General features: G+C 39.1%; 17 protein-coding genes and 1 riboswitch. Of the genes, 8 read left to right on the top strand and 9 right to left on the bottom strand.

The window, feature by feature from the left end; all coding sequences use genetic code 11:
- The first annotated feature begins 223 nt into the window (after window positions 1-223).
- Window positions 224-490: an acylphosphatase gene (locus KZP23_RS07915; RefSeq protein WP_226335625.1), complete on the top strand. Its 267-nt coding sequence runs from the start codon at window positions 224-226 to the stop codon at window positions 488-490.
- Between the two features lie 52 nt (window positions 491-542).
- Here KZP23_RS07915 and KZP23_RS07910 read toward each other — a convergent pair whose 3' ends face one another.
- Together KZP23_RS07910 and KZP23_RS07905 are read right to left on the bottom strand one after the other, a co-directional pair.
- Window positions 543-1,046 carry a hypothetical protein gene (locus tag KZP23_RS07910; RefSeq protein ID WP_226335623.1) on the bottom strand — a complete coding sequence of 168 codons (504 nt, stop codon included), beginning with the start codon at window positions 1,044-1,046 and terminating at the stop codon, window positions 543-545.
- 306 nt (window positions 1,047-1,352) lie between these two features.
- The gene (locus KZP23_RS07905) at window positions 1,353-3,917 is read right to left on the bottom strand and encodes a M14 family metallopeptidase (RefSeq protein WP_226335621.1); all 2,565 of its coding nucleotides are present in this window, start codon (window positions 3,915-3,917) and stop codon (window positions 1,353-1,355) included.
- A 133-nt stretch (window positions 3,918-4,050) separates the two neighbouring features.
- Between KZP23_RS07905 and KZP23_RS07900 the strand changes: the two genes are divergently transcribed.
- Window positions 4,051-4,227, top strand: a complete 177-nt coding sequence (locus KZP23_RS07900; protein WP_226335619.1) for a PLDc N-terminal domain-containing protein — start codon at window positions 4,051-4,053, stop codon at window positions 4,225-4,227.
- A 10-nt stretch (window positions 4,228-4,237) separates the two neighbouring features.
- On the opposite strand, the gene KZP23_RS07895 is transcribed toward KZP23_RS07900, so the two are convergent.
- A complete protein-coding gene (locus tag KZP23_RS07895) occupies window positions 4,238-5,131 on the bottom strand; it encodes a TIGR01777 family oxidoreductase (protein ID WP_226335618.1) in 894 nt (297 codons plus the stop codon).
- Between the two features lie 58 nt (window positions 5,132-5,189).
- Window positions 5,190-5,259, top strand: a riboswitch (Fluoride riboswitch).
- A 33-nt stretch (window positions 5,260-5,292) separates the two neighbouring features.
- Between KZP23_RS07895 and KZP23_RS07890 the strand changes: the two genes are divergently transcribed.
- Both KZP23_RS07890 and KZP23_RS07885 read left to right on the top strand, forming a co-directional pair.
- Window positions 5,293-6,594 (top strand): voltage-gated chloride channel family protein, encoded by a 1,302-nt coding sequence (locus KZP23_RS07890; protein WP_226335617.1) that lies wholly within the window; start codon window positions 5,293-5,295, stop codon window positions 6,592-6,594.
- Between the two features lie 139 nt (window positions 6,595-6,733).
- On the top strand, window positions 6,734-7,864 hold the full coding sequence (locus tag KZP23_RS07885; protein ID WP_226335616.1) for a 6-bladed beta-propeller: 1,131 nt from the start codon (window positions 6,734-6,736) through the stop codon (window positions 7,862-7,864).
- 4 nt (window positions 7,865-7,868) lie between these two features.
- Here the strand turns inward: KZP23_RS07885 and KZP23_RS07880 are convergent, their stop codons facing one another.
- The 5 genes from KZP23_RS07880 to KZP23_RS07860 all read right to left on the bottom strand — a co-directional run bounded on the left by KZP23_RS07880 (window position 7,869) and on the right by KZP23_RS07860 (window position 12,860).
- Complete coding sequence (locus tag KZP23_RS07880; RefSeq protein WP_226335615.1) at window positions 7,869-8,930, bottom strand: GntR family transcriptional regulator; 1,062 nt, start codon at window positions 8,928-8,930, stop codon at window positions 7,869-7,871.
- A 140-nt stretch (window positions 8,931-9,070) separates the two neighbouring features.
- Window positions 9,071-9,979 carry an alpha/beta hydrolase gene (locus KZP23_RS07875; protein ID WP_226335614.1) on the bottom strand — a complete coding sequence of 303 codons (909 nt, stop codon included), beginning with the start codon at window positions 9,977-9,979 and terminating at the stop codon, window positions 9,071-9,073.
- 93 nt (window positions 9,980-10,072) lie between these two features.
- Window positions 10,073-10,255 (bottom strand): hypothetical protein, encoded by a 183-nt coding sequence (locus KZP23_RS07870; RefSeq protein ID WP_226335612.1) that lies wholly within the window; start codon window positions 10,253-10,255, stop codon window positions 10,073-10,075.
- 11 nt (window positions 10,256-10,266) lie between these two features.
- Window positions 10,267-11,715 carry a purine-cytosine permease family protein gene (locus KZP23_RS07865; protein ID WP_226335610.1) on the bottom strand — a complete coding sequence of 483 codons (1,449 nt, stop codon included), beginning with the start codon at window positions 11,713-11,715 and terminating at the stop codon, window positions 10,267-10,269.
- A 95-nt stretch (window positions 11,716-11,810) separates the two neighbouring features.
- Window positions 11,811-12,860 (bottom strand): GntR family transcriptional regulator, encoded by a 1,050-nt coding sequence (locus KZP23_RS07860; protein ID WP_226335608.1) that lies wholly within the window; start codon window positions 12,858-12,860, stop codon window positions 11,811-11,813.
- 558 nt (window positions 12,861-13,418) lie between these two features.
- Between KZP23_RS07860 and KZP23_RS07855 the strand changes: the two genes are divergently transcribed.
- Complete coding sequence (locus KZP23_RS07855) at window positions 13,419-14,186, top strand: hypothetical protein (RefSeq protein WP_226335606.1); 768 nt, start codon at window positions 13,419-13,421, stop codon at window positions 14,184-14,186.
- Window positions 14,187-14,394: 208 nt separating this feature from the next.
- A complete protein-coding gene (locus tag KZP23_RS07850) occupies window positions 14,395-15,303 on the top strand; it encodes an NAD(P)/FAD-dependent oxidoreductase (RefSeq protein ID WP_226335604.1) in 909 nt (302 codons plus the stop codon).
- A 66-nt stretch (window positions 15,304-15,369) separates the two neighbouring features.
- Here the strand turns inward: KZP23_RS07850 and KZP23_RS07845 are convergent, their stop codons facing one another.
- Window positions 15,370-15,756, bottom strand: a complete 387-nt coding sequence (locus KZP23_RS07845) for a heme-binding domain-containing protein (protein ID WP_226335603.1) — start codon at window positions 15,754-15,756, stop codon at window positions 15,370-15,372.
- 396 nt (window positions 15,757-16,152) lie between these two features.
- Between KZP23_RS07845 and KZP23_RS07840 the strand changes: the two genes are divergently transcribed.
- Entirely contained in the window at window positions 16,153-17,760 is a 1,608-nt protein-coding gene (locus KZP23_RS07840) for a DUF6377 domain-containing protein (protein WP_226335601.1), read from the top strand.
- Window positions 17,761-17,984: 224 nt separating this feature from the next.
- Window positions 17,985-20,999 carry a SusC/RagA family TonB-linked outer membrane protein gene (locus KZP23_RS07835; RefSeq protein ID WP_226335599.1) on the top strand — a complete coding sequence of 1,005 codons (3,015 nt, stop codon included), beginning with the start codon at window positions 17,985-17,987 and terminating at the stop codon, window positions 20,997-20,999.
- Window positions 21,000-21,013: the final 14 nt, after the last annotated feature.

Genomic DNA, 21,013 nt, shown 5'->3' with positions numbered 1-21,013 from the left:
TCACTGGAATGGCGTAGACTTTTGTCCGTTTACCGGTAAACCTGTCCTCGCCCAAGTTACTCATAGAAATACTATCCTTTCATCCATCCGTCATTGCGCAACTTTACCATGCGTGGTAAAGGCTAAATCACCGATAACTTACACCTCATTTAAGTTACAAATAATCATCTGGGAAAGAAATTGATCTTTCTTAACTTTGTGTAAAGAGAAATTTTTAAAATCCATGTACAAAAAATTCAAAGTTTTAGGAAAAGTTCAAGGTGTCTTTTTCAGAAAATCCACACAGGACAAGGCAATGGAGCTCGGCTTAAAAGGCTGGGTGCGAAATGAATCTGATGGATCAGTCCTGGCCATCATCCAAGGAGAAGAGGAGCCTTTGAAATTAATGGAAGCTTGGCTGAAAGTAGGCCCACCTAGATCCCAGGTTTCAGAATTAATGGTCCTGGAAGAAGGTTACAATCTTCAATTTGTATCCTTTGAGATCAAATAGGAACAAGAAATTAATAGTGAAGGATTTGCTTCAATAATTGATTGGAGCAATATCAGGCTATTTTCAGTTTCAGTTCACCTTTTCTTTTGATGATCTTTAGATCAAAAAATTCGTTGATAAAACTTTTGCATCGGTTTTCAGCAAACTCAGCCCTATTTTCAGTATCATATAGCAAAGTCATTCTCAACATGCACTTCACATAGGATTCGTGTCTGCCCAATTTTCTCAGCCAAAGCACAAAATGTTCCTGCCAGTCTTCTTGGTATTTCTCAAAATGACTACGACCATCAAACAGAAATTCCAGTTGGTTAGAACCATATTTGAACCTATAAATGCCTGAAAGTTGCTGATAGATTACCCTAATCCTGTCTGTCGGAAATGTATCTGTTTCCAGGATTTGTTGGTAAGTACTTTCTACTAAGCCAAGTGGATTGTAAAGGGATTTGTAAGAAATTTTAAGTTCGCTCACCATTACTTCCAATAGCTTATCCTCCATGCTTGACTGAGCCTGTCTGAGGATGTAGTTTTTATCTAAGGGAAATAGCTTTTGAATCATTACTTTGCTTAGCGAAAATTATGGCGCAAATTACGTTTTTATGAGCAAAATCAAAAGGGAAAAAACAGCTCTTTTTGGAATATCAAAACTTCAGTAAAAGTAAAAAAATGGAAGTCCAAATATCTTTGAACTTCCATTGGTGCATGTGCCAGTTGTATCTTCCAATTACACTCCCTCGATCATCTCCATCTTAAAAGCTCCAAATAACCTGAAAATGAAGATACCCGAGAATGATCATATAATTATCAACATTATTATTTAAAACAGAACCATTGATACTATTCAACTAAAATCCTAGCCCAACTATTATCTGGCAGAGCTACTGGATATAGTACTTCCAAAGAAAATACTATTCAAAAAGAGTTTGTTCGTTCCAAACCAGAAAGCCCTAAAATTAGGGTTATCCACAAAACCTATGACCTTTCCTTTTCCATTGGCCGAAACGCGAATCATGGCGGTGTTTTTCATTTGTTCCAAATTAAATGGATAAACATAACCACTGGCCAAAGGGCTGTCTGTGTAAATCAAAGGATTGGCAAAAGGATTGCCAGAAGGCAGCATAAACTGATTACTGTTCCTAAAAGTAAAGAGATTTTCATCTTGGTAACCATAGCCCAAGGGATGGGTCAGGTCCAATTTCACTTTAAAGATCGCCCCACCAGTTACTTTTGCACCTTGGATATTGGCCATGTCTGCATATCGCTTCTGTAAGGTACTGTCCTTTTCTGTTTCATTTTTGAAACTAAACTCCCCTATTTTATTTTGGTTGATCCAATTCAGGGCAGCTCCTCTGGCGATCAGGGTTCCTCCATTTCTTACCCAGCTTTTCAGGGATTCTGATCCAGCTTGGTTGATTCCAGAATAATTGCCATTTGGCATGATGATCACATTATATCGCTGTAGATCGGCATTAGAAAAAAGGCTGGAGGGCAAAAGGGTGATGGGCATTTCCATTCTTTGATCCAATAAATGCCAAATCTCACCTGCTTCACTACTTGAAACACCATCTTCTACCAATAATGCCACTTCTGGCTTTTGCAAAACAGAAATGCTTGGTGAACCCAAGTTGATCCCCCCTGTATAGCCTGTATTGATAGCAGAGATGACTATTCCTGTTTGCCTGGCCACCTCTTGCAGGTCCTCAAAAAAGTCCTGATCCGTAACTTGCTTGCGGCCTTTGTCAATTAAAATCGTCCCACGGCTAAATTTCTTATCAGCGCCTTCCTCAAATTCTTTATGGCTGACCCTTAGATTATAGCCCTTTTCCATCAATTGATATAAAGCCTTGGGGGCATAATATTCTCCCCATTCGAATGCATAAGCATATGCCCCAGCAGCTCCTTTTAGTTCTCCTGCAGGATGCTGAGGCACCCTTTTTACCTCTTCCACATTGGCCAGGTTTAAGATCCTGCTATTGACAGTCATAAAACGCATGTCAAATGCCATCGGCAATGTCCAGGCCGATACGTCATAAAATAAGCTGTCCTGAAATTCAGTTCTGGTCTCAAACATTCCCCTGATCAATCTGTATTGTGGTTGGTTAAGAGGAACGATATAAGACTGATTGGCCTTGAAGTCAACACCATTGATATTGATATTCTCTTTGAGCCCATATACTTTGATATCGTGCTGGAGGATTATATCGGCCAAATGATTGGTTCTTCCCTTGTCATTTGGAGTACCAAAGATATAGGCCTTGTTGGTATCATTATCCGCTTCCTTTTTGGCATCGAGATAAAAATCCCTCATATAAGTATTCAGCTCCTTTCTCATGGACACGGCCGCTTCAAAAGAAGAAAGCGTGGCGGTAAACTGGTTTCTGATGGTAAATGGAAAGCTTAATGGCCCATTCACACTTTCCTGCAAATGTCCCCTGGAAGAAGCCTGTTCAAATAAAATCCCGATTTGCCCTTGGACATCCGGATAGGTAGAACCTTTTCCATAGTAGAAGTCATCATAATTTTCCTGTGTAAAATAAAGAGAACCTATTTCATCAAGATATTTCGCATGATACTGTGCTACTTTCTCTGTCAGTTCAAAATTTTTCCTAGGTGTAAGGGGATGGTTCCTGCTTGGGATTCCAGGTTGAAAGAAAAAGGTACTATTCGTCCCCATTTCATGAAAGTCTAAAACCAAATTAGGTTTCCATTCCTGAATCTTCTCAATTCTGGCCCTGGACTCCGGATGCTGTACAGGTAGCCAATCTCGGTTAAGGTCAAACCAGTAATGATTGGTTCTTCCCCGAGGCCATGCTTCATTCAGTTCCCTGTTCAAGGGATCTCCATTCATATGGATGCTTCTATTGGAATTTACCCAGGAGGCAAACCGATTGATCCCGTCCGGATTGATCCCCGGTTCTATCAGGATCACTATATTTTGTAAGTCTTCCTCTAACTCATTGGCTGCTGCAAAATGGTATGCAGCAAGCAAGGAAGCATTGACCCCGCTAGGCTCATTGCCATGAACAGAATAGCCCATATAGGCAACTACTGGAGCACTTTCTATATCTACCTCCCCGGATTGGGAAGGGTCTCTTAGCTGGGCCCGCTGAAATTTAATGGCATTCAGCCTGTTCAGGTTATCCGGATGGCTAATGGTCAGCATCATCAAAGGCCTATTTTCATAGGTCCTACCGATAATTTCCAGGTTGACCCTATCAGAGGCTGCGGCCAATTTCTCCATGTACATATACACTTGGTCATGACTGACATGCCATTCTCCAATTTCAAAGCCTAATACCGCAGCAGGAGTAGGAATAGCTGGATTATAACTGTATCCGGGTCTCAGATAATAGGAAAGATCTACTTCTTCTTGGGCCGAAGCAGAAAGTGCCAAAAGTCCCAAACAGAGGGTGAATATTCTTTTGATCATAGGATTAAATATTTTGAGAGTTGAGTCTGTGCGACTCAATTCTCCTTAAATTCTCACAAAAATTAGGTAATTTCATTCTGAAGGTAAAATAAACGAATTAAAGTTAATTTTCTCATCGATTAAACGTTCACCTATGTTAGGACTTGGTTCCATTGGAATTATCATTTATGTTTTTACCGTTTTTGATGTCATCAACAGTCGCTTTCACAAAGATAAGGATAAAGTGACCTGGTTGATCATTGTTATCATTTTACCCGGACTGGGAACTTTGCTTTGGTTCCTGATCGGAAGGGGCAGAGCTGTATTATGAACAGGTGAACTTATGGATACAGATCTTTAAGGGCATGTGCTATTTCAGTGAATTTGAATTTATAACCTGCACTGATCATTTTGTCTGAAGAGATTCTATTGCCTCCCAATATCATTCCCGCCATTTCCCCTAAAACAATTTTCAATAGAAAACCGGGGGCAGGCAGGGACACAAACGGTTTTCCGCTCAACTTAGCCGCCTGCTGTGTAAGCACTTTATTGCTCACTGGAAGTGGGGAAACTGCATTGTACGGCCCTTTAAGGTTTTTGTGTTCCAAGGCATAGCTAAACATATCCACCAAATCCTGTATATGGATCCAACTCATATATTGTTTTCCATCACCAAGGGGGGCTGCCACAGGCGGCTGTAACATCTGGGGCAAAGCCCCGCCGTCCTTTGCCAATACTATTCCAGTCCTCAAAGTCACCGTTCGAATACCAAGACTATTAAACTGCTCTACCGACCTTTCCCATTTGACGACCACTTCCGCTAAAAAATCATGCCCTGCAGGATCTGCCTCAGTGAGCCATTTTTCACCATTGTCCAGACCATAATAATTAGCCCCACTGGCAGAGACCAGTACCTCTGGTTTCTTCTCCATTGTTCTCAGTTCATCAAAGATCAACTGGGCGGAAAGTGTCCTGCTTTCCAAAATCAACTTTTTCCTTGCCGCAGTCCAACGTTTCTCCGCCACGCCAGCACCTGCCAAATGGACTATAGCATCCGCCCATTCCAATGCCTGCCGATCAATTTTCATCTGATTAATATCCCAGCTAAAGGATTTTTGGGACTGTTTTTCCGGAAAGCGGCTCAGCCAGGCCACTTGGTATCCTGTCTTCTCTAGGACCTTGGTGAGCTTTTGTCCAACTAATCCAGAACCTCCTGTGATCAAAATATTTTTCATAAGTGCTTTTTCTTCAATAACTATGCTGATCGATTTAAGTTAAGAAAAAAGTCTATATTTGCCATCAGGTGATGGGGTACCACCTTTAACCGCTCTGATTTTTCAGTGCTGATGACTCCTACTTCAACTCATCTGAAAACTTAATTTAGTCTGATATACATATGTTGGAGAGGGCACGAGAATTAATACATTTTAAGCGTTTCATCCAAACTGAATTCTATCCAAGCTTAATTTACACGATAAAATGGTTGGTTTTGGCCATTTTTATTGGATTGTTGGTAGGTTCTGCCTCAGCTTTCTTTCTCTTTGCCCTGCAATGGGCGACAGATTACAGAGAAGAAAATTTATATATTATTGCTTTATTACCGCTGGGCGGATTTATTATAGGCTGGGTCTACTACCGCTTTGGCGAATCAGTAGTGAAGGGCAATAACCAATTGTTGGAGGAATTTTATAATCCCTTAAAACCCATCCCACTTCGCATGGCTCCATTAGTTCTCTTTGGTACGATCGCGACCCACCTTTTTGGGGGCTCTGCAGGCCGAGAGGGAACAGCCGTACAAATGGGTGGGGCCATTGCAGACCAATTCACCAAATGGTTTAAATTAAAGCCCATTGACAGAAAAACTGTCATTACACTTGGGGTAGCAGCAGGATTTGCATCTGTTTTTGGGACCCCTTTGGCTGGGGCGATTTTTGCCTTGGAATGGCTGATGATTGGTAGGGTGAGGTATGAATCCATCTTGCCGGCTTTTTTGGGGGCTTATGTCGCTGATTATGCCTGTACGGATTTCTGGGCAGCACATCATACCCATTATGAAATCCCGTTTATTCCTGATTTAAATTTGGTCAATGTGCTTTGGATTATACCAGCAGGAATTTGTTTTGGACTAGCCGGAAGGTTATTTGCCAAAGCCACCACCTTCTGGGCAGAGATATTTAAAAAGCTAATACATTACCCCCCTTTGAGACCTGTAGCGGGCGGGGCCTTGGTGTCCATTTTGGTATTTTTGATTGGTACCACCAAATACATTGGACTGGGAGTCCCCTCTATTGTAGAGGCATTTAATTCCCAACTTCCGTGGTACGATTTTCTCGCCAAGATAGGCTTCACTTCCCTGACCTTAGGGGCAGGATTTAAAGGAGGAGAGGTAACTCCCCTATTCTACACTGGTGCTACCTTGGGAAATATGCTTTCAGGAGCAATACCTTTGCCTATGGCCCTATTGGCAGGAATGGGCTTTGTGGCTGTATTCTCTGGTGCCACCAATACACCACTCTCATGTACCCTAATGGGAATAGAACTTTTCGGCGCGGATTCTGGCGTTTATGTTGGCCTGGCCTGTGTGGTGGCCTATTTGTTCAGTGGACATTCAGGCATCTACGGCTCACAGGTCATCGGATCTCCCAAACACAGTTCATTAGAGCATAATAAAGGAAAAAGCTTAGGAAAACTGGAATGATAGAAAATAAGAACAAGGAAATCTCCAAAATGTATATCATGAATCATTCGTAATAAAGATGATTATCTCTCAAATATGTTTGGAAAAGAATTCGTATTGAATTAAATTTAACTATATTCATAGTTAAATTTTTAGATATATGCTTTTGTACCGTTTCTTGTTTATCAATATTGCTTTTTTAGCAATCGCTTTTATTACATCTTGCAGCCAAAAATCAACAGACAAACAAGTCATCTTAATTTCTCCAGATACGATAGAAAAAGATAGTTTGCCATTTATAGTCGATGGTATTGTTCCCCTTAAAACCACTTCGGATAATTTATTAAGTACCCAACTACTAATTAGAAAATACCATGAAGGATACCTAGTAAAAGATGAACGGCAAAGAGGAAAGGATTTGTCTCAATTTGGCATTCACCATTTTGACAGAGAAGGAAACTACTTAGGAAAAATCATTTCAGTCGGAGAAGGTCCTAATGAATTACCCAATATTAAAGATTATATCGTCGATAATGATCAGGTGGAAGTATTGGTCTCAAATGGTCAAGAAAGTTCGATTGAAATATTTTCGTTTTCTGGAAGCAAAAAGACGACCAAGAAGTTCAACTTTTTAGTAGATACTTTCATAAAAAAAACGAATGGGAATTACCTGTTTTATGGTGGTTATAATGCGCCGATAGTACAGGAAAGGCTTATTGAAACTGATCCGAAAGGCAATATTTTAGCTTCTTATTTGCACAATGATTATACGGGAAAATTGATTCCTGTGCAGGAAAGAAATTTTAGCCTTTACGAGGGAAAAATCTCTTTCAAAGAAGCCTTTAATCCTAAAGTTTATTCCGTCTCAGACACCTTAAACCCCACCTTTGAGATGAATTCCAGCCCTTTTTCAATTCCATCGGAATTTTGGGAGCTAGATTTTATGGAAGGCTTCCAATTGATCAATGAAAAAGGATTTGCCTTTATTGAAGACTATTTCGAAGGTAAAGACTGGGTCCTGTTTCATATTTCAGTCCAAGAACAAGGTAAGATGAACCATGAACTGGTCTTGTACAATAAAAGCACTGGGGCATTGAAAAGAAATGAACTAACTGAAGCATCCCTTTGGCACAAACCAATAGGCTTTGATGAAAACAGTGGTCAATTTATGTTTTTGGTACATCCACAAGTTTTAATGAAAGCAAAGACTTTAAGGATCCACTCCAATGACTTATCAGACATTGAAGTGGATGATAACCCTGTCATAGTGTTTGCATCAATCGGGGAATAAATGACTATAACGATCCCCGATCTATAAATCTAAAGATGTTCGAAACCACCTCTTGTTTATGTTTTTTGATCATATAGGCAGCCGATTCTGCCATCAATTCAAAGTCTGTAGAAATGACGGTGATTTCAAATAACTCTTTGAGTGGCGTGTCATTATAGGAAACCACACCAATATCCTTTCCAATTTCAAATTGCCTATCACGTGTTTGCTTCACCAAACTCACCAAGTCATTTTCGTCAATAATGATATAAGCATCTTTTTCCTGCAACTCCATATCCGGATAGATCTTATCGAGCACTTCCGCATCAAAATCATGGGTATGGCAGAAATTCAAAAAGCCCTGCTTGATTTCTTTTGGATAAGGATAAATAGGATTATCAGGAAAAGCCAGGATAAGCTTATTGTACTTCTTCAATTTTTGCAATGCTTCTTCCATGGCTTGGTATATATCCTGTTTGAAATCCTGATAGATACAGGCAATATCTTCACCCAATTCCGGTAGGTAATTGTCCATGATCACCAATTTATCCTTTGGAATCTTTTTCAAACATTCCAGCACCTGTTCATTGCAATGGATATGCGCATGGTTTCCGGATTCCTTTTTAAAATGAGGCATCAACACAAAATGATCATAAGCCCCCATATTCTCTTCTAAAATATTCACCAGTAATTGAGCATCACAGTGATAGATGCGTAGATCTATCTGGTTATCAGAGCCCATGCTATTGACAAAGGTATTGAAGATTTCCAGCTTATAATTACTAAGCTTATTAAGAATAAACAGTGTTTTGTGGTTGGAACTGTTGACGGCTTTATTTACATAAAAGCCCTTACTGACCACAGAGGTAATGATTTTCTTTTCACGGAGGAGGTTATAAGCCCTTACTACAGTATCGCGGCTCAGGTAGTACTCCTCACTGATGTCATTTATGGAAGGGAGTTTATCCCCGACCATCAAGGAGCCATTCTCTATATTTCTGATTATGGAATCTACAATTTGCTGGTATTTTGGAATCCGGGATTTGCCATCAATTTTTAATAAGAGGCCTTTTTCAACTAAAATCATAATTTTGGGAGTTTGTTAACGATAAAACATAATTCTTCATGCACGATGCCATGGCACCGTCAAGTACTAGAATTAAATAAGCTTAGGGTTAACAACTCTGGTAAGCTTCTACGCTTACCCCAATTATAATATATTATTTTTTATTCAGAAAACAAATCTGAGATCCATTGATCACTCATTTCAAGCCAAGTGGAAGCATTTCCATGACTTTCGATATTTCCTCTACCATAACCATGGCCGCCTTTTTCGAAGAGGTGAAGTTCACACTTTATACCCTTTTGATTTAGGGCCTTGGCATATCTTATGGAATTCTCCGGTGGAACAGCGGTATCATCCCAACTGTGCACCAAGAAAGCAGGAGGTGTAGTATGATTTATTTGCGTTTCATTGGAGAAGTAATTTTCCAGATCTGTGTTAAGCTTTTCACCTAACAAATTACGTCTTGACCCCTGATGGGTAACACTCGTATCCATGCTGATAACCGGATAAATCAATACACTAAAGTCTGGTCTAGAACTAGGCTCCTTTCCTTCTGCCGCATGGTTATGCACAGAGACAGATGAAGCAAGGTGCCCCCCAGCGGAAAAACCTAAAACACCTATCTTATCACTGTCATAGTGCCATTTTTTTGCTCTTTTTCTTAAGAAGCGAATTCCTTCTTCTGCATCCATTAAGGGGACTTCCCAAGATTCATTAAGCAGATCTTCTTCCGGAAGCCTGTACTTAAGGACAGCGGCAGTATAGCCTCTATCACTATACCATCTTGCTATTTGGTGTCCTTCATGCTGTATGGCTATAATTCCATATCCTCCACCTGGACATATCAATATGGCTTTACCGTTACTCGCTGTTTTTTGAGGTCTGTAAACTGTAATCTGGGGCACAGCAACTCTTTCTATTCTTCCCCCATTGCCAATCACATCCTTTTCCAATAGTGCCTTTGTATTAGGAGCTTCTTTCGAATAAAGGGGAAAAGTCTCCTGTTGGGCATATCCGAGAAAAGGTATCACCATCAAAAGACAGGCTATTATGTATTGGACTCTAGGCATTGGGCATTATTGTTTTACTTAAGAAGCGCAAAAGATAATCATTTTACTTTTGGAAGCACAAATTTATTCCTTACAAATTGAATACGAACACCTTCATACTTCAACTTCCTCCTTTTTATTCATCCATTTTGGCGCTGTTACAAACCATACCACTGTACCAACAAACATTAATGTTTTACAAAGATCTGCAGTAATCGAACCTGAAAACACTAAAAAGGAAGGTACTATGGTCAGGCCTAAAGAAATGAAAGAAATGATTTTAAATATATTGTTCATGTTAAGTCATTTTAGGAAATGGGAACTGTTTTTCTTGATTTGTGGACCACTGTTGGACTGGGCACCTCCTTATAATTCCTTTGGACCAGTTTACTACTGATCAAATACACAATCACCGCCACAAACCATCCTGGAAGCCCTAGAAAGAAGATCTCGATTTCTCCGAAGAGGTTAAGTCCTACACAGAAAACCAAGGTCACCAACCAGGTAATGCCCACAGCGGGATTGAAAGCACTTTTATTCACTTCCGCAAAGTTGGACCTCATACCCATTTTTGGCAAAAGGAAAATATCCATAAAGATGACCGCTCCCAATGGCATCAGTACCAAACCATAAAGCGCCACAAAATCCAACAACTGCATCATTAATGCCGGAAAACAAGCTGCAATCGTCGTAATCAAACCTACAAATAAGGTTACTTTCCATGTTTTCCACTTGGGATTGATCGATTGAATGGCGAGACCGGCACGGTACAATGTTGGATTAGCGGTGGTCCATCCGGCAATGATCACACAAACGGCCCCGGCAATTCCCACTGCCTCATAAGCGATTGGACCTGGAGCGAATACCAGGCTATTATCTGATTCCAGCAAGAAAAGTGAATAAAGTATACCTGAGGCAATCCATGCAACATAATGCCCCAGAAATACGCCTGTAGAAGTCGCAAAACCAGCAGTCCACTTTTTGGCATACCTTAGAATAGACATATCAGCCATTCCGATATGCATGGCCATATTACAAAACCAAGCAAAGAACATGATATGCCAGAAGGTGAATTTGGTATTTCCCTCCAATGGAACTCCTGACCAAATGGTTTCCTTTGCCACCGGCCAAAAGTCACTGATAGAGTGAATGCCCAAACGTGGCAAAACGGCCACGGCTGCAGCAACAAAGATCATGATCATCCAAGGCGCGGCAATATTGGCAAACTTCACCACTTGGTTAAAGCCAAACATGGCAATGACTGTGGTGATGGCCCCGACTACAAAAACCGTCAGTACAAAACCAATGCTGGTAGGTAATGTATCATTGAGGGCTGGCATGGCCATATCAAAAGGAATCCCCACTGCCGTTGCTGCCACGGTAATCATTGCCCCTGCCAGAAAGCAAAATGCCACGGCATTGACCAGATTATATATCATGGTAAATCTACTTCCTGCTATTTTCTCAAGTTGAAAGTAAAGGGTGTGACGGGTCTTGGTAGCAGCTTTTCCAGTAAGAAAGGCCCAGCTCAAAACAGCCAAAATATTCCCAACCAAAAGCCCTGTAACCAAATCAATGGCACTGGCACCGTGAGCCACAAACAGCGGTCCCAAAACAAATTCAGTTCCTGCAGTATGTTCACCCGCATAGGTACCGACAAAGCTTTTCCAACTCTTTAGCTTATGCTGTGGAATGGGCTCTCTTTCATATTCATTGACGGCTTCGAGCTTCTTTACAAGGTTATTCTCTTGGGACATATTTCTATCTTTTCGTATTTTGGGTAAAGGTGAAAATAAAAAAGTTCAAAGAAACAGCTGTCCTGTACTGTTATGGACGACCACCAATTCCATCATCAAATAGAACCTCGATCAATAAAGTTGAAGACATTTTTTACCACCTCTTTTTTATGCTTTTTGATCATATAGGCAGCCGTTTCCCCCATCACTTTAAAATCGGTAGACATGACCGTGATACCCAAAAGCTCCTTCAGTGGTGTATCATTATAGGATATCACCCCAATATCTTCTCCGAGTTCATAGTCATTTTCCCTGATTTGCTTCATCAGATTGATCAGGTCATTTTCCTCGATTAAGATATATGCATCGTGTTGGTCCAGTTCCATATCTGGATAAATCGTGTCAATGATCTCGAAGTTGATCCCAAATTCCACACAAAATTTCTTAAATCCCTGCTTGATTTCACTTGGATAAGGATAAATGACCTTGTCCGGATACACCAAAATCAGCTTCTCATATTTTTTGATCCTGGCGATTCCCTCTTTGAGTGCCTGATAAATATCCATCCTAAAATCCTGATAAATCGCTGCAGTATCCAAACCTGCATCAGGAAGATGATTATCCATGATGATCACCTTTTCGGCAGGAATTTCCTTTATACTTTTGATGACCTTTTGATCATAATTAAGATGATGTAATTCCTTATCCTTGAAATGGGGCATGATCACATAATAATCATAAGCTCCAGTATTCTCTTTCAAAAGGTTAATAAGATGCTGCGGATCGCAATGATATACGTTTAAATCCACTTGGGAATCGGGCCCTAGGCTATTAACAAACGAATTATAAATCCGCAGTTTGTAATTGGATAGCTTATTAAGTAAAAAGATTACTTTGGTTTGGGACTGGGACACGTTCCTGGCTACATAGTAGCCTTTACCTTTTACCGAAATGATAATTTTCTTTTTCTTAAGCTGACCGTAGGCCTTTTCGACTGTATCTCTCGAGAGGTAATGCCCCTCACTTATTTCATTGATGGAAGGGATTTTTTCCCCTACGGAAAGTACACCTTTCTCGATATCCTCAATAATGGAATTGATGATTTGCTGGTATTTTGGAATCCTCGATTCAGAATCAATTCGTATGGATGATGATGTTGCGATCATTTTGGGGATTAGGTTATAAAAAGGAATGAATTCTAAGATATAGATTACTGACCAAACATAGTAGAGACTGGAGGATATTTTTAATGATAAAAAACAGTAAATCCAATTTTTATCAGCTTATAGCCCCATGATAAGGAAATTTTAAAAACATGCTATCGCAAAAATCATCCTTAATCACCATGATTAAATCGCTTATTCATGTCCTAATCCCCAATATAAGCGCAAGTACAAAGTAGGTTTTGATCAGTGAAAAATACTCATTTTTGAGTATTTACAAGCAAAGTCTAAAACGATAATTTTGAGAAAATTAATTTTTGCACATGATACATTAAGAATGCCGAGGCTACAATTTCAAAACAAATATTAATGGACCATTACTTTTCCCAAATCCTGATCCCCTTTCTCCAAAGACTTTACTGATAGCAAATCATGGAAGCATATAGCTTAGGTAAGGAAAACAAAACAGACAACTTATCAATGATTATTTCCAAGGGTTTAGCCCCTTGAAAATAATCACTTTAATCAAATACCTATTACACTCATCAAAAACACAACGACATGAATAAACGAAAAATCAATTTATTTTATTTGGCATTGCTCCAATTAGTCTTCTTTACTTCTACCTATAGCTATGCACAAGACAGTACTCAAGTCCAAGTGGCTCACCAGCAAAGTTTCCCCACAGACTTCAGGGGGAGTTATATAAGATTAGGACTCAATAATGTTTCCGACAGTGAATTAAATTCTTCCATGTCCCCTTACGACAATGTGAGAGATGGTAAAATCGGTGCTTCCAAAGGCTATACCTTTGAATGGGGAAGGAATTTCTATTTCAATAAAAGGAGTTATAGCTCCTTAAAATATGGTTTGGACTGGACGATTATCAACTTAAGCTATACTGAACTTGATTGGGCGGAGTATATTGAGTCCAGTACTGGTCAATCAGGAGACCCTGATATCTTTCATGGAGCAAGTTTGTCTACAAAACTGGGCCCCGTAATAAGCTATAATCCTGTAGAAGAATTGATAGTTGATTTCAGGGCTCAGCTGGGATTATCCTACCATGCCATGCTCGTGGATTATTATGATGAATCAACAGAAGATTACTTTACCATGTTTGCTGGAGACGGTCTTGAAGGAGCCATGTCAGACATGTCCTTGTATCCAAGTTTTGGGCTTACCATCAGACGTAAAGCAATAGGCCTATCTGTTGATTATTTTAAACAAAATGTCAACATGCCTTATGAATCGGAAAATGATGGCGAAGGAATGGTGGAAGTCCCCCTCTCTTCTGTCCAATTTAAACTGACCTTTTCTTTGAGGTAACATCAGCTGATATTTTTTATGTGGAGCCCAATTAATTAACCTTTACCTCCACTCATAAGATGCAGTCCCGCTAAACAATTTGCAACAATATTGCAACTTATTTAGCGGGGTCTGTGTTTGTGCTATAATTGTTTGCTACATTGTTGCAATAAGCATCTGCAATTCTGATTAGTCGATAAAACACTTATAATTTTCACAGCATCATCTTATGGATATTCAAAACAATTTCGAAGTAATTATCATTGGAGGCAGCTATGCCGGGCTTTCTGCGGCCATGAGCCTAGGGAGATCATTAAGAAAAGTACTGGTCATAGACAGTGGTCTCCCCTGCAATAGACAAAGCCCACATTCCCATAATTTCATTACGCAAGACGGTGTAAAGCCCAGTGAAATTGCTGTCAAAGCCAAAACTCAGGTTTTAGAATATAGAACCGTACAATTCTTGGAAGACATAGCCACTGAAGGACAGCAACTCAAAGGCTCTTTTTTAATTCGCACGGCCAAAGGAAATGCATACACCGCAAAAAAACTCATCTTTGCAACAGGCATAAAAGACATTATGCCTGATATTAAAGGTTTTGCGGATTGTTGGGGTATTTCAGTGGTTCATTGTCCCTATTGCCATGGCTTTGAAATCCGCCAAAAGAAAACAGGGATCATGGCAAATGGAGAAAAGGCAATGCACATAAGTCCGTTGGTCGCTAATCTCACCGATAAACTAAGCATATTGACCACTGGAGAGGCCAACTTGGACAAAGAGCAGCTTTCAAAGCTCGAAAAGCACCATATTAGCATTATTGAAAAGGAAATAGCTGAATTCGTTCATGAAAACGGCCAAATCAAACATGTAGTTTTTAAGGACGGAAGTAGTGAAGACTTCGAAGCCTTATATGCAACGATTCCCTTCAGCCAGCATTCCAATATCCCCGCTTCATTGGGCTGTGAAATAAGTGAAGATGGCTATATCAAGGTTGATGGAATGCAGAAAACAAGTGTCGAGGGAGTGTTGGCCTGTGGGGATAATAGCACTGGAATGCGCTCTGTGGCCAATGCTGTAGCGAAGGGAAATATTGCCGGAGCCGTAGTGAATATGGAGCTGGTTCAAGAAAATTTTTAATCATAAAGCTGTTTGGGCTTACAAATCCCGAACAGCTTTATAACAAGAGTCAGGTCTAGCTCCCAATTACTTCCTTTTGGTCTTGCTCCATTTCATAAGCAGGGCCAATTCGTCCTCTGATAATTTGCCTTCAGGCTTGTTTTCCAAGAATTTTCTAGGAGGCATATTGCCTTCGGAAAGTACCTCGTAGATTTTATCTTTTGCTTCTGACTGCTCGGATTTACTTAGAGTCTGTAAAGCATCCCAATCCAACTTGGACTTTGCTTTTTCACTTCTAGCATCTGGGTTATGGCATCCATAGCATTTTTGATCTACTACTGCCATTACTTTTTTGGGGATTTTTTTCCCAGCTACCTCTAATTCTGGATTACTGCTCAACTCAGATTTTTGGGTTCCCTGAAAGAACAATAGGCCAATGATTGCGGCCAATGGAAGTAAGAATAATTTTTTCATAAGATGGTTCATGGTTTAAAAAAGGAATATTAAATAATATTAGGCTGTGTAGCAATAATACAATAGAATATTTTACTACGTTTTACAGCAATGACAAATAAAGTAAATAATTGGAGTAGTTGTTTTATAGATTGAAAAGCCCTTCCATACTTTTCTTCATCCCTATTTCCCTTTGCACTTTTCAGGTTAAGGGAAAAATGATATTCATACCTGCATAAACTATAAGTACCAATCCACCTTTAGCACTAGAGAATGATTTAGGAAATGCAATTAATTCTTTGATTCAGATATAAAAAGGACATCTTCTTACGTGAATGGCTTTTTTTCTGGCTCCTATTTGTTGTTAGTCACAAATGGTTACTTTTGTTTTTGATTCAGTTCATTTACAATCATTACATGAAGAATTTACTGATATTATTTTCTCTTTTTATAGTGTGCCATAATTCCTCTGGGCAAGAGGATAGAGATAGTTTAATACGCCAATTGGAATGGTCTTTAATAAAAATTGATAGTTTTACCAGTCATAAAACGAACAAAATTATTTTAATAAAAGATAGATTAAAAAGCACCTCATCATTAGAGGATCGTTACCGTTTGACTAAAATGTTGAGCAAAGAATATCAAGCTTATCGGTACGATTCAGCCTTGAAATATGCCTCTCGAAGAATCAGTCTGGCGCTAGATATCGAAGATGAGCAGGAAATATTCGAGGCTAAACTTGATAATATTTTTGTTCTCCGGTCTGGAGGCTTATTTAAGGAAGCGCTTGATTCATTAAAAAGCATAGATATTTCCATTTTGAATGATAGTAGCAGGATAGGATTTCTGGAAGAGTCTGCAAGAACTTATCTGAATTTGACCGATTACATTGGTGACAATTTTTACTCCCCCATTTATAGGCAGAACGGAATAGATAGTCTTAAAAAAGCACTCCAGTTTTTAAATATTACACAAGCACAGTATAGTTGGATTACGGGATCTTTGGCTGAAGCCGATTGGGCACCAGAAGCAATCAAAGATTCCTATAAGTATTTGTTGCATAACTTCAGATTGACAAAACATGAATTAGCAAGAGCCAATAATTCTATCGGTCAGTCTTACTGGTCTGTGGGTGATGAAGAAATTGCTGAGTTATATTTTATAAAAGCAGCGATCTATGATATTCATTCTAACACAAAGGAAACCGTAGCGCTGATGAATTTATCGACATTACTATTTCGGAAAGGAGAAACTGAAAGGGCTTATAATTTTATTCAACAAGCTGCTGAGGATGCAAGTTTTTATGGTTCAAAACAGCGAAAGTTGCAAGTCGCTCAAATATTACCTGAAATAGAAGCTTACAGGCAAGCTGAAATCAAATATAAAAATAACCAACTTCTCTTTATTACATTGGTATTATTAGGAGTAGGAATTATAATAGCATTTTTCCTTTTTACGATTTATCGACAAAACAAAAAACTAAAAACTGCAAGGAAAGAATTAGCCAATTCCAATACAAAACTAGTTGCCGCTAACGATGAACTGTTAGAGTCCAATAAAATTAAAGAAGAGTATATTGTTTATTCTTTTGACAAGGAAGCACAGCACTTAAAAAAACTGGAAATGGTAAGTCGATCTATCAATAGGAAACTTTTGGATAGGAAATTCGATGATATTCATTCTATTATTGATTCTCTTCAATTAAAGGATAAAACGGCTAATTTTTACAAAGACTTGGATCATGTTTTTCTTTCTATTTTCCCGCATTTTCTAGAAAGCTTCAACACATTCTTTGAGCCTGAAGATCAGTTTTTAATAAAAGACAGTAATCAACTACCTTCGGAAATTAGAATTTTTGCATTGATGCGCTTGGGAATAAGGGACTACGAAAAGATAGCTGGTATCCTTAATTATTCTTTAAGAACTATATATAACTATAAAAATAAAGTAAAAAGTAAATCCATACTTCCCAATGATGAATTTGACAATGCAGTAATGAACATCAAGGCGTTATCCATCTCGTAATTTTAGGCATAATGGTTTTATCTAAAAGGCTAACTGTTAAAAAATCATTTACCAAGCATTTACCTAAACTATTTCCAAAAATAGCTTAACAACCTGATATTAAGGCAGTTAATTTTTCCTTGATTTACCTTTTTTATCACTGAATTGATGTAGGGTTTTGACCAAGTTAATTTTGTTCAGGTGGTATTTTCCACATTTTCAATTATTAACCAAAACCCAAAATTATGGACCAAACTCTACGCAATCGAGGGAGTAACAAGGTACTTCCTAATTTCTGTCCAATCAGGATATTGCCCAAAATTGTTTTACTTCTTATAAGTTTATTTTTAATCAATGCCAATGCTTCCTTTGCTCAATCGATAGTAAAAGGACTTGTAAAAGATGACAAAGGAGATGCATTGCCTGGTGTAAGTGTCTTGATTAAGGGAACAAGCCGGGGAACTGTTACCAATATAGATGGGCTTTATGAGTTAAGTATCTCATCATCTGATATTGATGGAAAATTAATTTTTAGTTTTTTGGGTTACGAAACTCAGGAATTATCAATTGATGGACGATCTGAAATTAATGTAACGCTTTCGCAAACATTAGAAACTCTGGGAGAAGTAGTCGTTGTAGGTTACGGTACCTTGGACAAAAAAGAACTAACCAGTGCCGTTACACATGTTAGTAGTGAAGAACTCTTAACAGTCGCTGCTAATAATCCCTTAATGTCCTTACAAGGAAAAGTTGCTGGTTTGAGCATTTCTAATTCGGCTAGTGCAGATCCTAATTCAGGCCCTAGTATCCAACTTAGAGGTGTTTCCTCTCGGGATGCTGGACTAGGCCCTTTAATTGTCATCAATGGTTTCCCGGGCGGGAGTTTGGAAAATATTAATCAAAATGATATTGAATCAATTGATGTCTTAAAAGGCGGTGCAGCATCAGCTATTTATGGAACTAGAGGAAGCAATGGGGTAATTATCATTACTACCAAATCGGGAAAAGGAGAATCTAGTGCCGAATATAATGGATATACCTCATTTGATTTTCTAAATAAGCCATTGAGATCCCTCTCTGCGGAAGAATTTGTAGCCCATGAAAGGGGGAATGATTATGGTTACCAAACTAATTGGTTAAATGAAGTGACCAGAGATTATGCATTGACACAGCAGCACACCTTGTCCTTGTCAGGCGGAGATAGCCGAAATAGTTTCAGAGCAACTATAGACTATAGAGATGGTGAAGGGATAGATACCCGGTCAAAGAGAAATGAATATGGTGCAAGGTTGATGTACCAACATACAGCAAAAAGTAATTTATACAAAGTAAATATCAATGTTGCACCTCGCTTTACCAAGAGAAGAAATGCTGATTATGACGTGTTTAACCAAGCTCTCACCCTCAATCCTACGATTCCTGTAAGGGATCCTGACAGCCCATCCAGTTATTTTAACATTCAAAGTGGCTATAGTGCGCCCTATAATATTCGGGAAAGATTGGATTTGGAATTGAGTGGAAGTGAGGAAAAGGTAATTGATTGGAACGGAAGTTTTACCCTGAACATCCTACCTACTTTAGATACTAAAATCACCTTGGGTCAATCCACTGCTGATTATTTTGACTTTTTCTTTAGACCTTCTTATTCCACCTATGCTATTAACAACGAAGGTGGCGACAACTCCGCATCGCGAAATTATAATAAAAACGATACCCGTAGTTTTGAATGGATAGGCAACTATTATTTCAGCAATGATAAGCATGATCTAAAAGCCCTTGCCGGTTATTCCTATCAGTACTTTGAAAATTCCGGCATCAATATTTCTAACAGGGATTTCCCAAGTGATGCTTTTACCTATAATAATATTGGAACAGGATTGTATAATCAGGAAGAAGGAAGACTGGGAATGGGCAGTTATAAAAACTCCTCTAAACTCATTGCCTTTTTTGGAAGAGTAAACTATTCCTTCAAAGGAAAATACATGGCCTCAGCCAGTTTGCGGCATGAGGGATCATCCAAGTTTGGTTATGATAATAAATGGGGAAGTTTTCCTGCATTATCTGTAGGCTGGAGGATTAGTGATGAAGCCTTTGCTCAAGGCATTTCATGGCTTGAGGATTTGAAGATAAGGGCTGACTATGGTGTGACCGGAAACCAAAATTTTGGCAATTACCTTTCTTTGGACACTTATACTGGCTATGGTTACTACCCTATCAATGGCGAATTTTACCAAGTATGGGGGCCAAACCAAAACACCAACTATAACCTCAGATGGGAGACTGCCAAAAACTTTAATGTCGGATTGGATTTTGGTCTTTGGGACAATAAAATATCTGGTAGCATCAATTATTATAACAGAAAAAACGAAGATCTTTTAGGGTATTACAATGTCCAACTTCCCCCGAACCTCGTTGGTTCTACCTATGCCAATGTAGGTACCATGGAGAATTCAGGACTTGAAATTCAGTTAAATGCCACCATCGTCGATCAAGGTGACTTTAGATACCAAATGTCCTTTGTTGGCGCAACCAACCAGAACAAATTCGTTTCGTTCTCAAATGATCAATTTGAAGGACAAAGCTTCCTCGATGTGGTGGGCATGCCAGCCCCTGGTTCTCCAGGAACAGCCCAAAGATTAGAAGAAGGCAGAAGAGTGGGATCATTTTATATGCTAGAATCAGCAGGGGTGAGTGACAATGGTGAACTTCTAGTCTATAACAATGAAGGTGATGTAATTACTGCTGACAGAGCGTCTGATGAAGACAAACGATATGTAGGAAACGGTTTGCCGCGATTTACCGGCAGTATTGGCAATAACTTCACCTATAAGAACTGGGATGCAAGTATATTCCTAAGGGGTAATTTTGGTTATGAAATTTTCAATACACTGGCCTTTTATATAGGTACTCCTGCTACACAGTCAGAAGCCAATGTCTTGGAAACGGCTTATGATGGAGAAAAATATTCTCGACTGACTAGCAGTAGCACCTCAGCGGTTCTTTCAGATTATTTTCTTGAAAAGGGAGATTTTGTCAAACTTGACAATATTTCACTAGGTTATACCTTTGATGTTCAGTCAAAGTATGTCCGTTCGATAAGGTTTTATGGTGCAGCCAGGAACTTGGCGACTTTTACATCATTTAAAGGAGGAGATCCAGATGCATATCCCGTCAATGGGCTTTATCCAGGAATCAATGCCTCCAGAGCATATTATCCATCTACCTCACAGGTGATTTTTGGTGCAAACTTTAGATTCTAACCAAACTCTTGAAA

This window comes from Echinicola marina (genome assembly GCF_020463795.1).
GTDB classification, from domain to species: domain Bacteria; phylum Bacteroidota; class Bacteroidia; order Cytophagales; family Cyclobacteriaceae; genus Echinicola; species Echinicola marina.
This window is presented reverse-complemented; position numbering and strand designations above follow the sequence as displayed.

What these genes read in the sequence shown, in the direction of transcription:
- KZP23_RS07915 (WP_226335625.1), top strand. Translation starts at nt 224, where the DNA reads ATGTACAAAAAATTCAAAGTTTTAGGAAAAGTTCAAGGTGTCTTTTTC.
- KZP23_RS07910 (WP_226335623.1), bottom strand. Translation starts at nt 1,046, where the DNA reads ATGATTCAAAAGCTATTTCCCTTAGATAAAAACTACATCCTCAGACAG.
- KZP23_RS07905 (WP_226335621.1), bottom strand. Translation starts at nt 3,917, where the DNA reads ATGATCAAAAGAATATTCACCCTCTGTTTGGGACTTTTGGCACTTTCT.
- KZP23_RS07900 (WP_226335619.1), top strand. Translation starts at nt 4,051, where the DNA reads ATGTTAGGACTTGGTTCCATTGGAATTATCATTTATGTTTTTACCGTT.
- KZP23_RS07895 (WP_226335618.1), bottom strand. Translation starts at nt 5,131, where the DNA reads ATGAAAAATATTTTGATCACAGGAGGTTCTGGATTAGTTGGACAAAAG.
- KZP23_RS07890 (WP_226335617.1), top strand. Translation starts at nt 5,293, where the DNA reads ATGTTGGAGAGGGCACGAGAATTAATACATTTTAAGCGTTTCATCCAA.
- KZP23_RS07885 (WP_226335616.1), top strand. Translation starts at nt 6,734, where the DNA reads ATGCTTTTGTACCGTTTCTTGTTTATCAATATTGCTTTTTTAGCAATC.
- KZP23_RS07880 (WP_226335615.1), bottom strand. Translation starts at nt 8,930, where the DNA reads ATGATTTTAGTTGAAAAAGGCCTCTTATTAAAAATTGATGGCAAATCC.
- KZP23_RS07875 (WP_226335614.1), bottom strand. Translation starts at nt 9,979, where the DNA reads ATGCCTAGAGTCCAATACATAATAGCCTGTCTTTTGATGGTGATACCT.
- KZP23_RS07870 (WP_226335612.1), bottom strand. Translation starts at nt 10,255, where the DNA reads ATGAACAATATATTTAAAATCATTTCTTTCATTTCTTTAGGCCTGACC.
- KZP23_RS07865 (WP_226335610.1), bottom strand. Translation starts at nt 11,715, where the DNA reads ATGTCCCAAGAGAATAACCTTGTAAAGAAGCTCGAAGCCGTCAATGAA.
- KZP23_RS07860 (WP_226335608.1), bottom strand. Translation starts at nt 12,860, where the DNA reads ATGATCGCAACATCATCATCCATACGAATTGATTCTGAATCGAGGATT.
- KZP23_RS07855 (WP_226335606.1), top strand. Translation starts at nt 13,419, where the DNA reads ATGAATAAACGAAAAATCAATTTATTTTATTTGGCATTGCTCCAATTA.
- KZP23_RS07850 (WP_226335604.1), top strand. Translation starts at nt 14,395, where the DNA reads ATGGATATTCAAAACAATTTCGAAGTAATTATCATTGGAGGCAGCTAT.
- KZP23_RS07845 (WP_226335603.1), bottom strand. Translation starts at nt 15,756, where the DNA reads ATGAAAAAATTATTCTTACTTCCATTGGCCGCAATCATTGGCCTATTG.
- KZP23_RS07840 (WP_226335601.1), top strand. Translation starts at nt 16,153, where the DNA reads ATGAAGAATTTACTGATATTATTTTCTCTTTTTATAGTGTGCCATAAT.
- KZP23_RS07835 (WP_226335599.1), top strand. Translation starts at nt 17,985, where the DNA reads ATGGACCAAACTCTACGCAATCGAGGGAGTAACAAGGTACTTCCTAAT.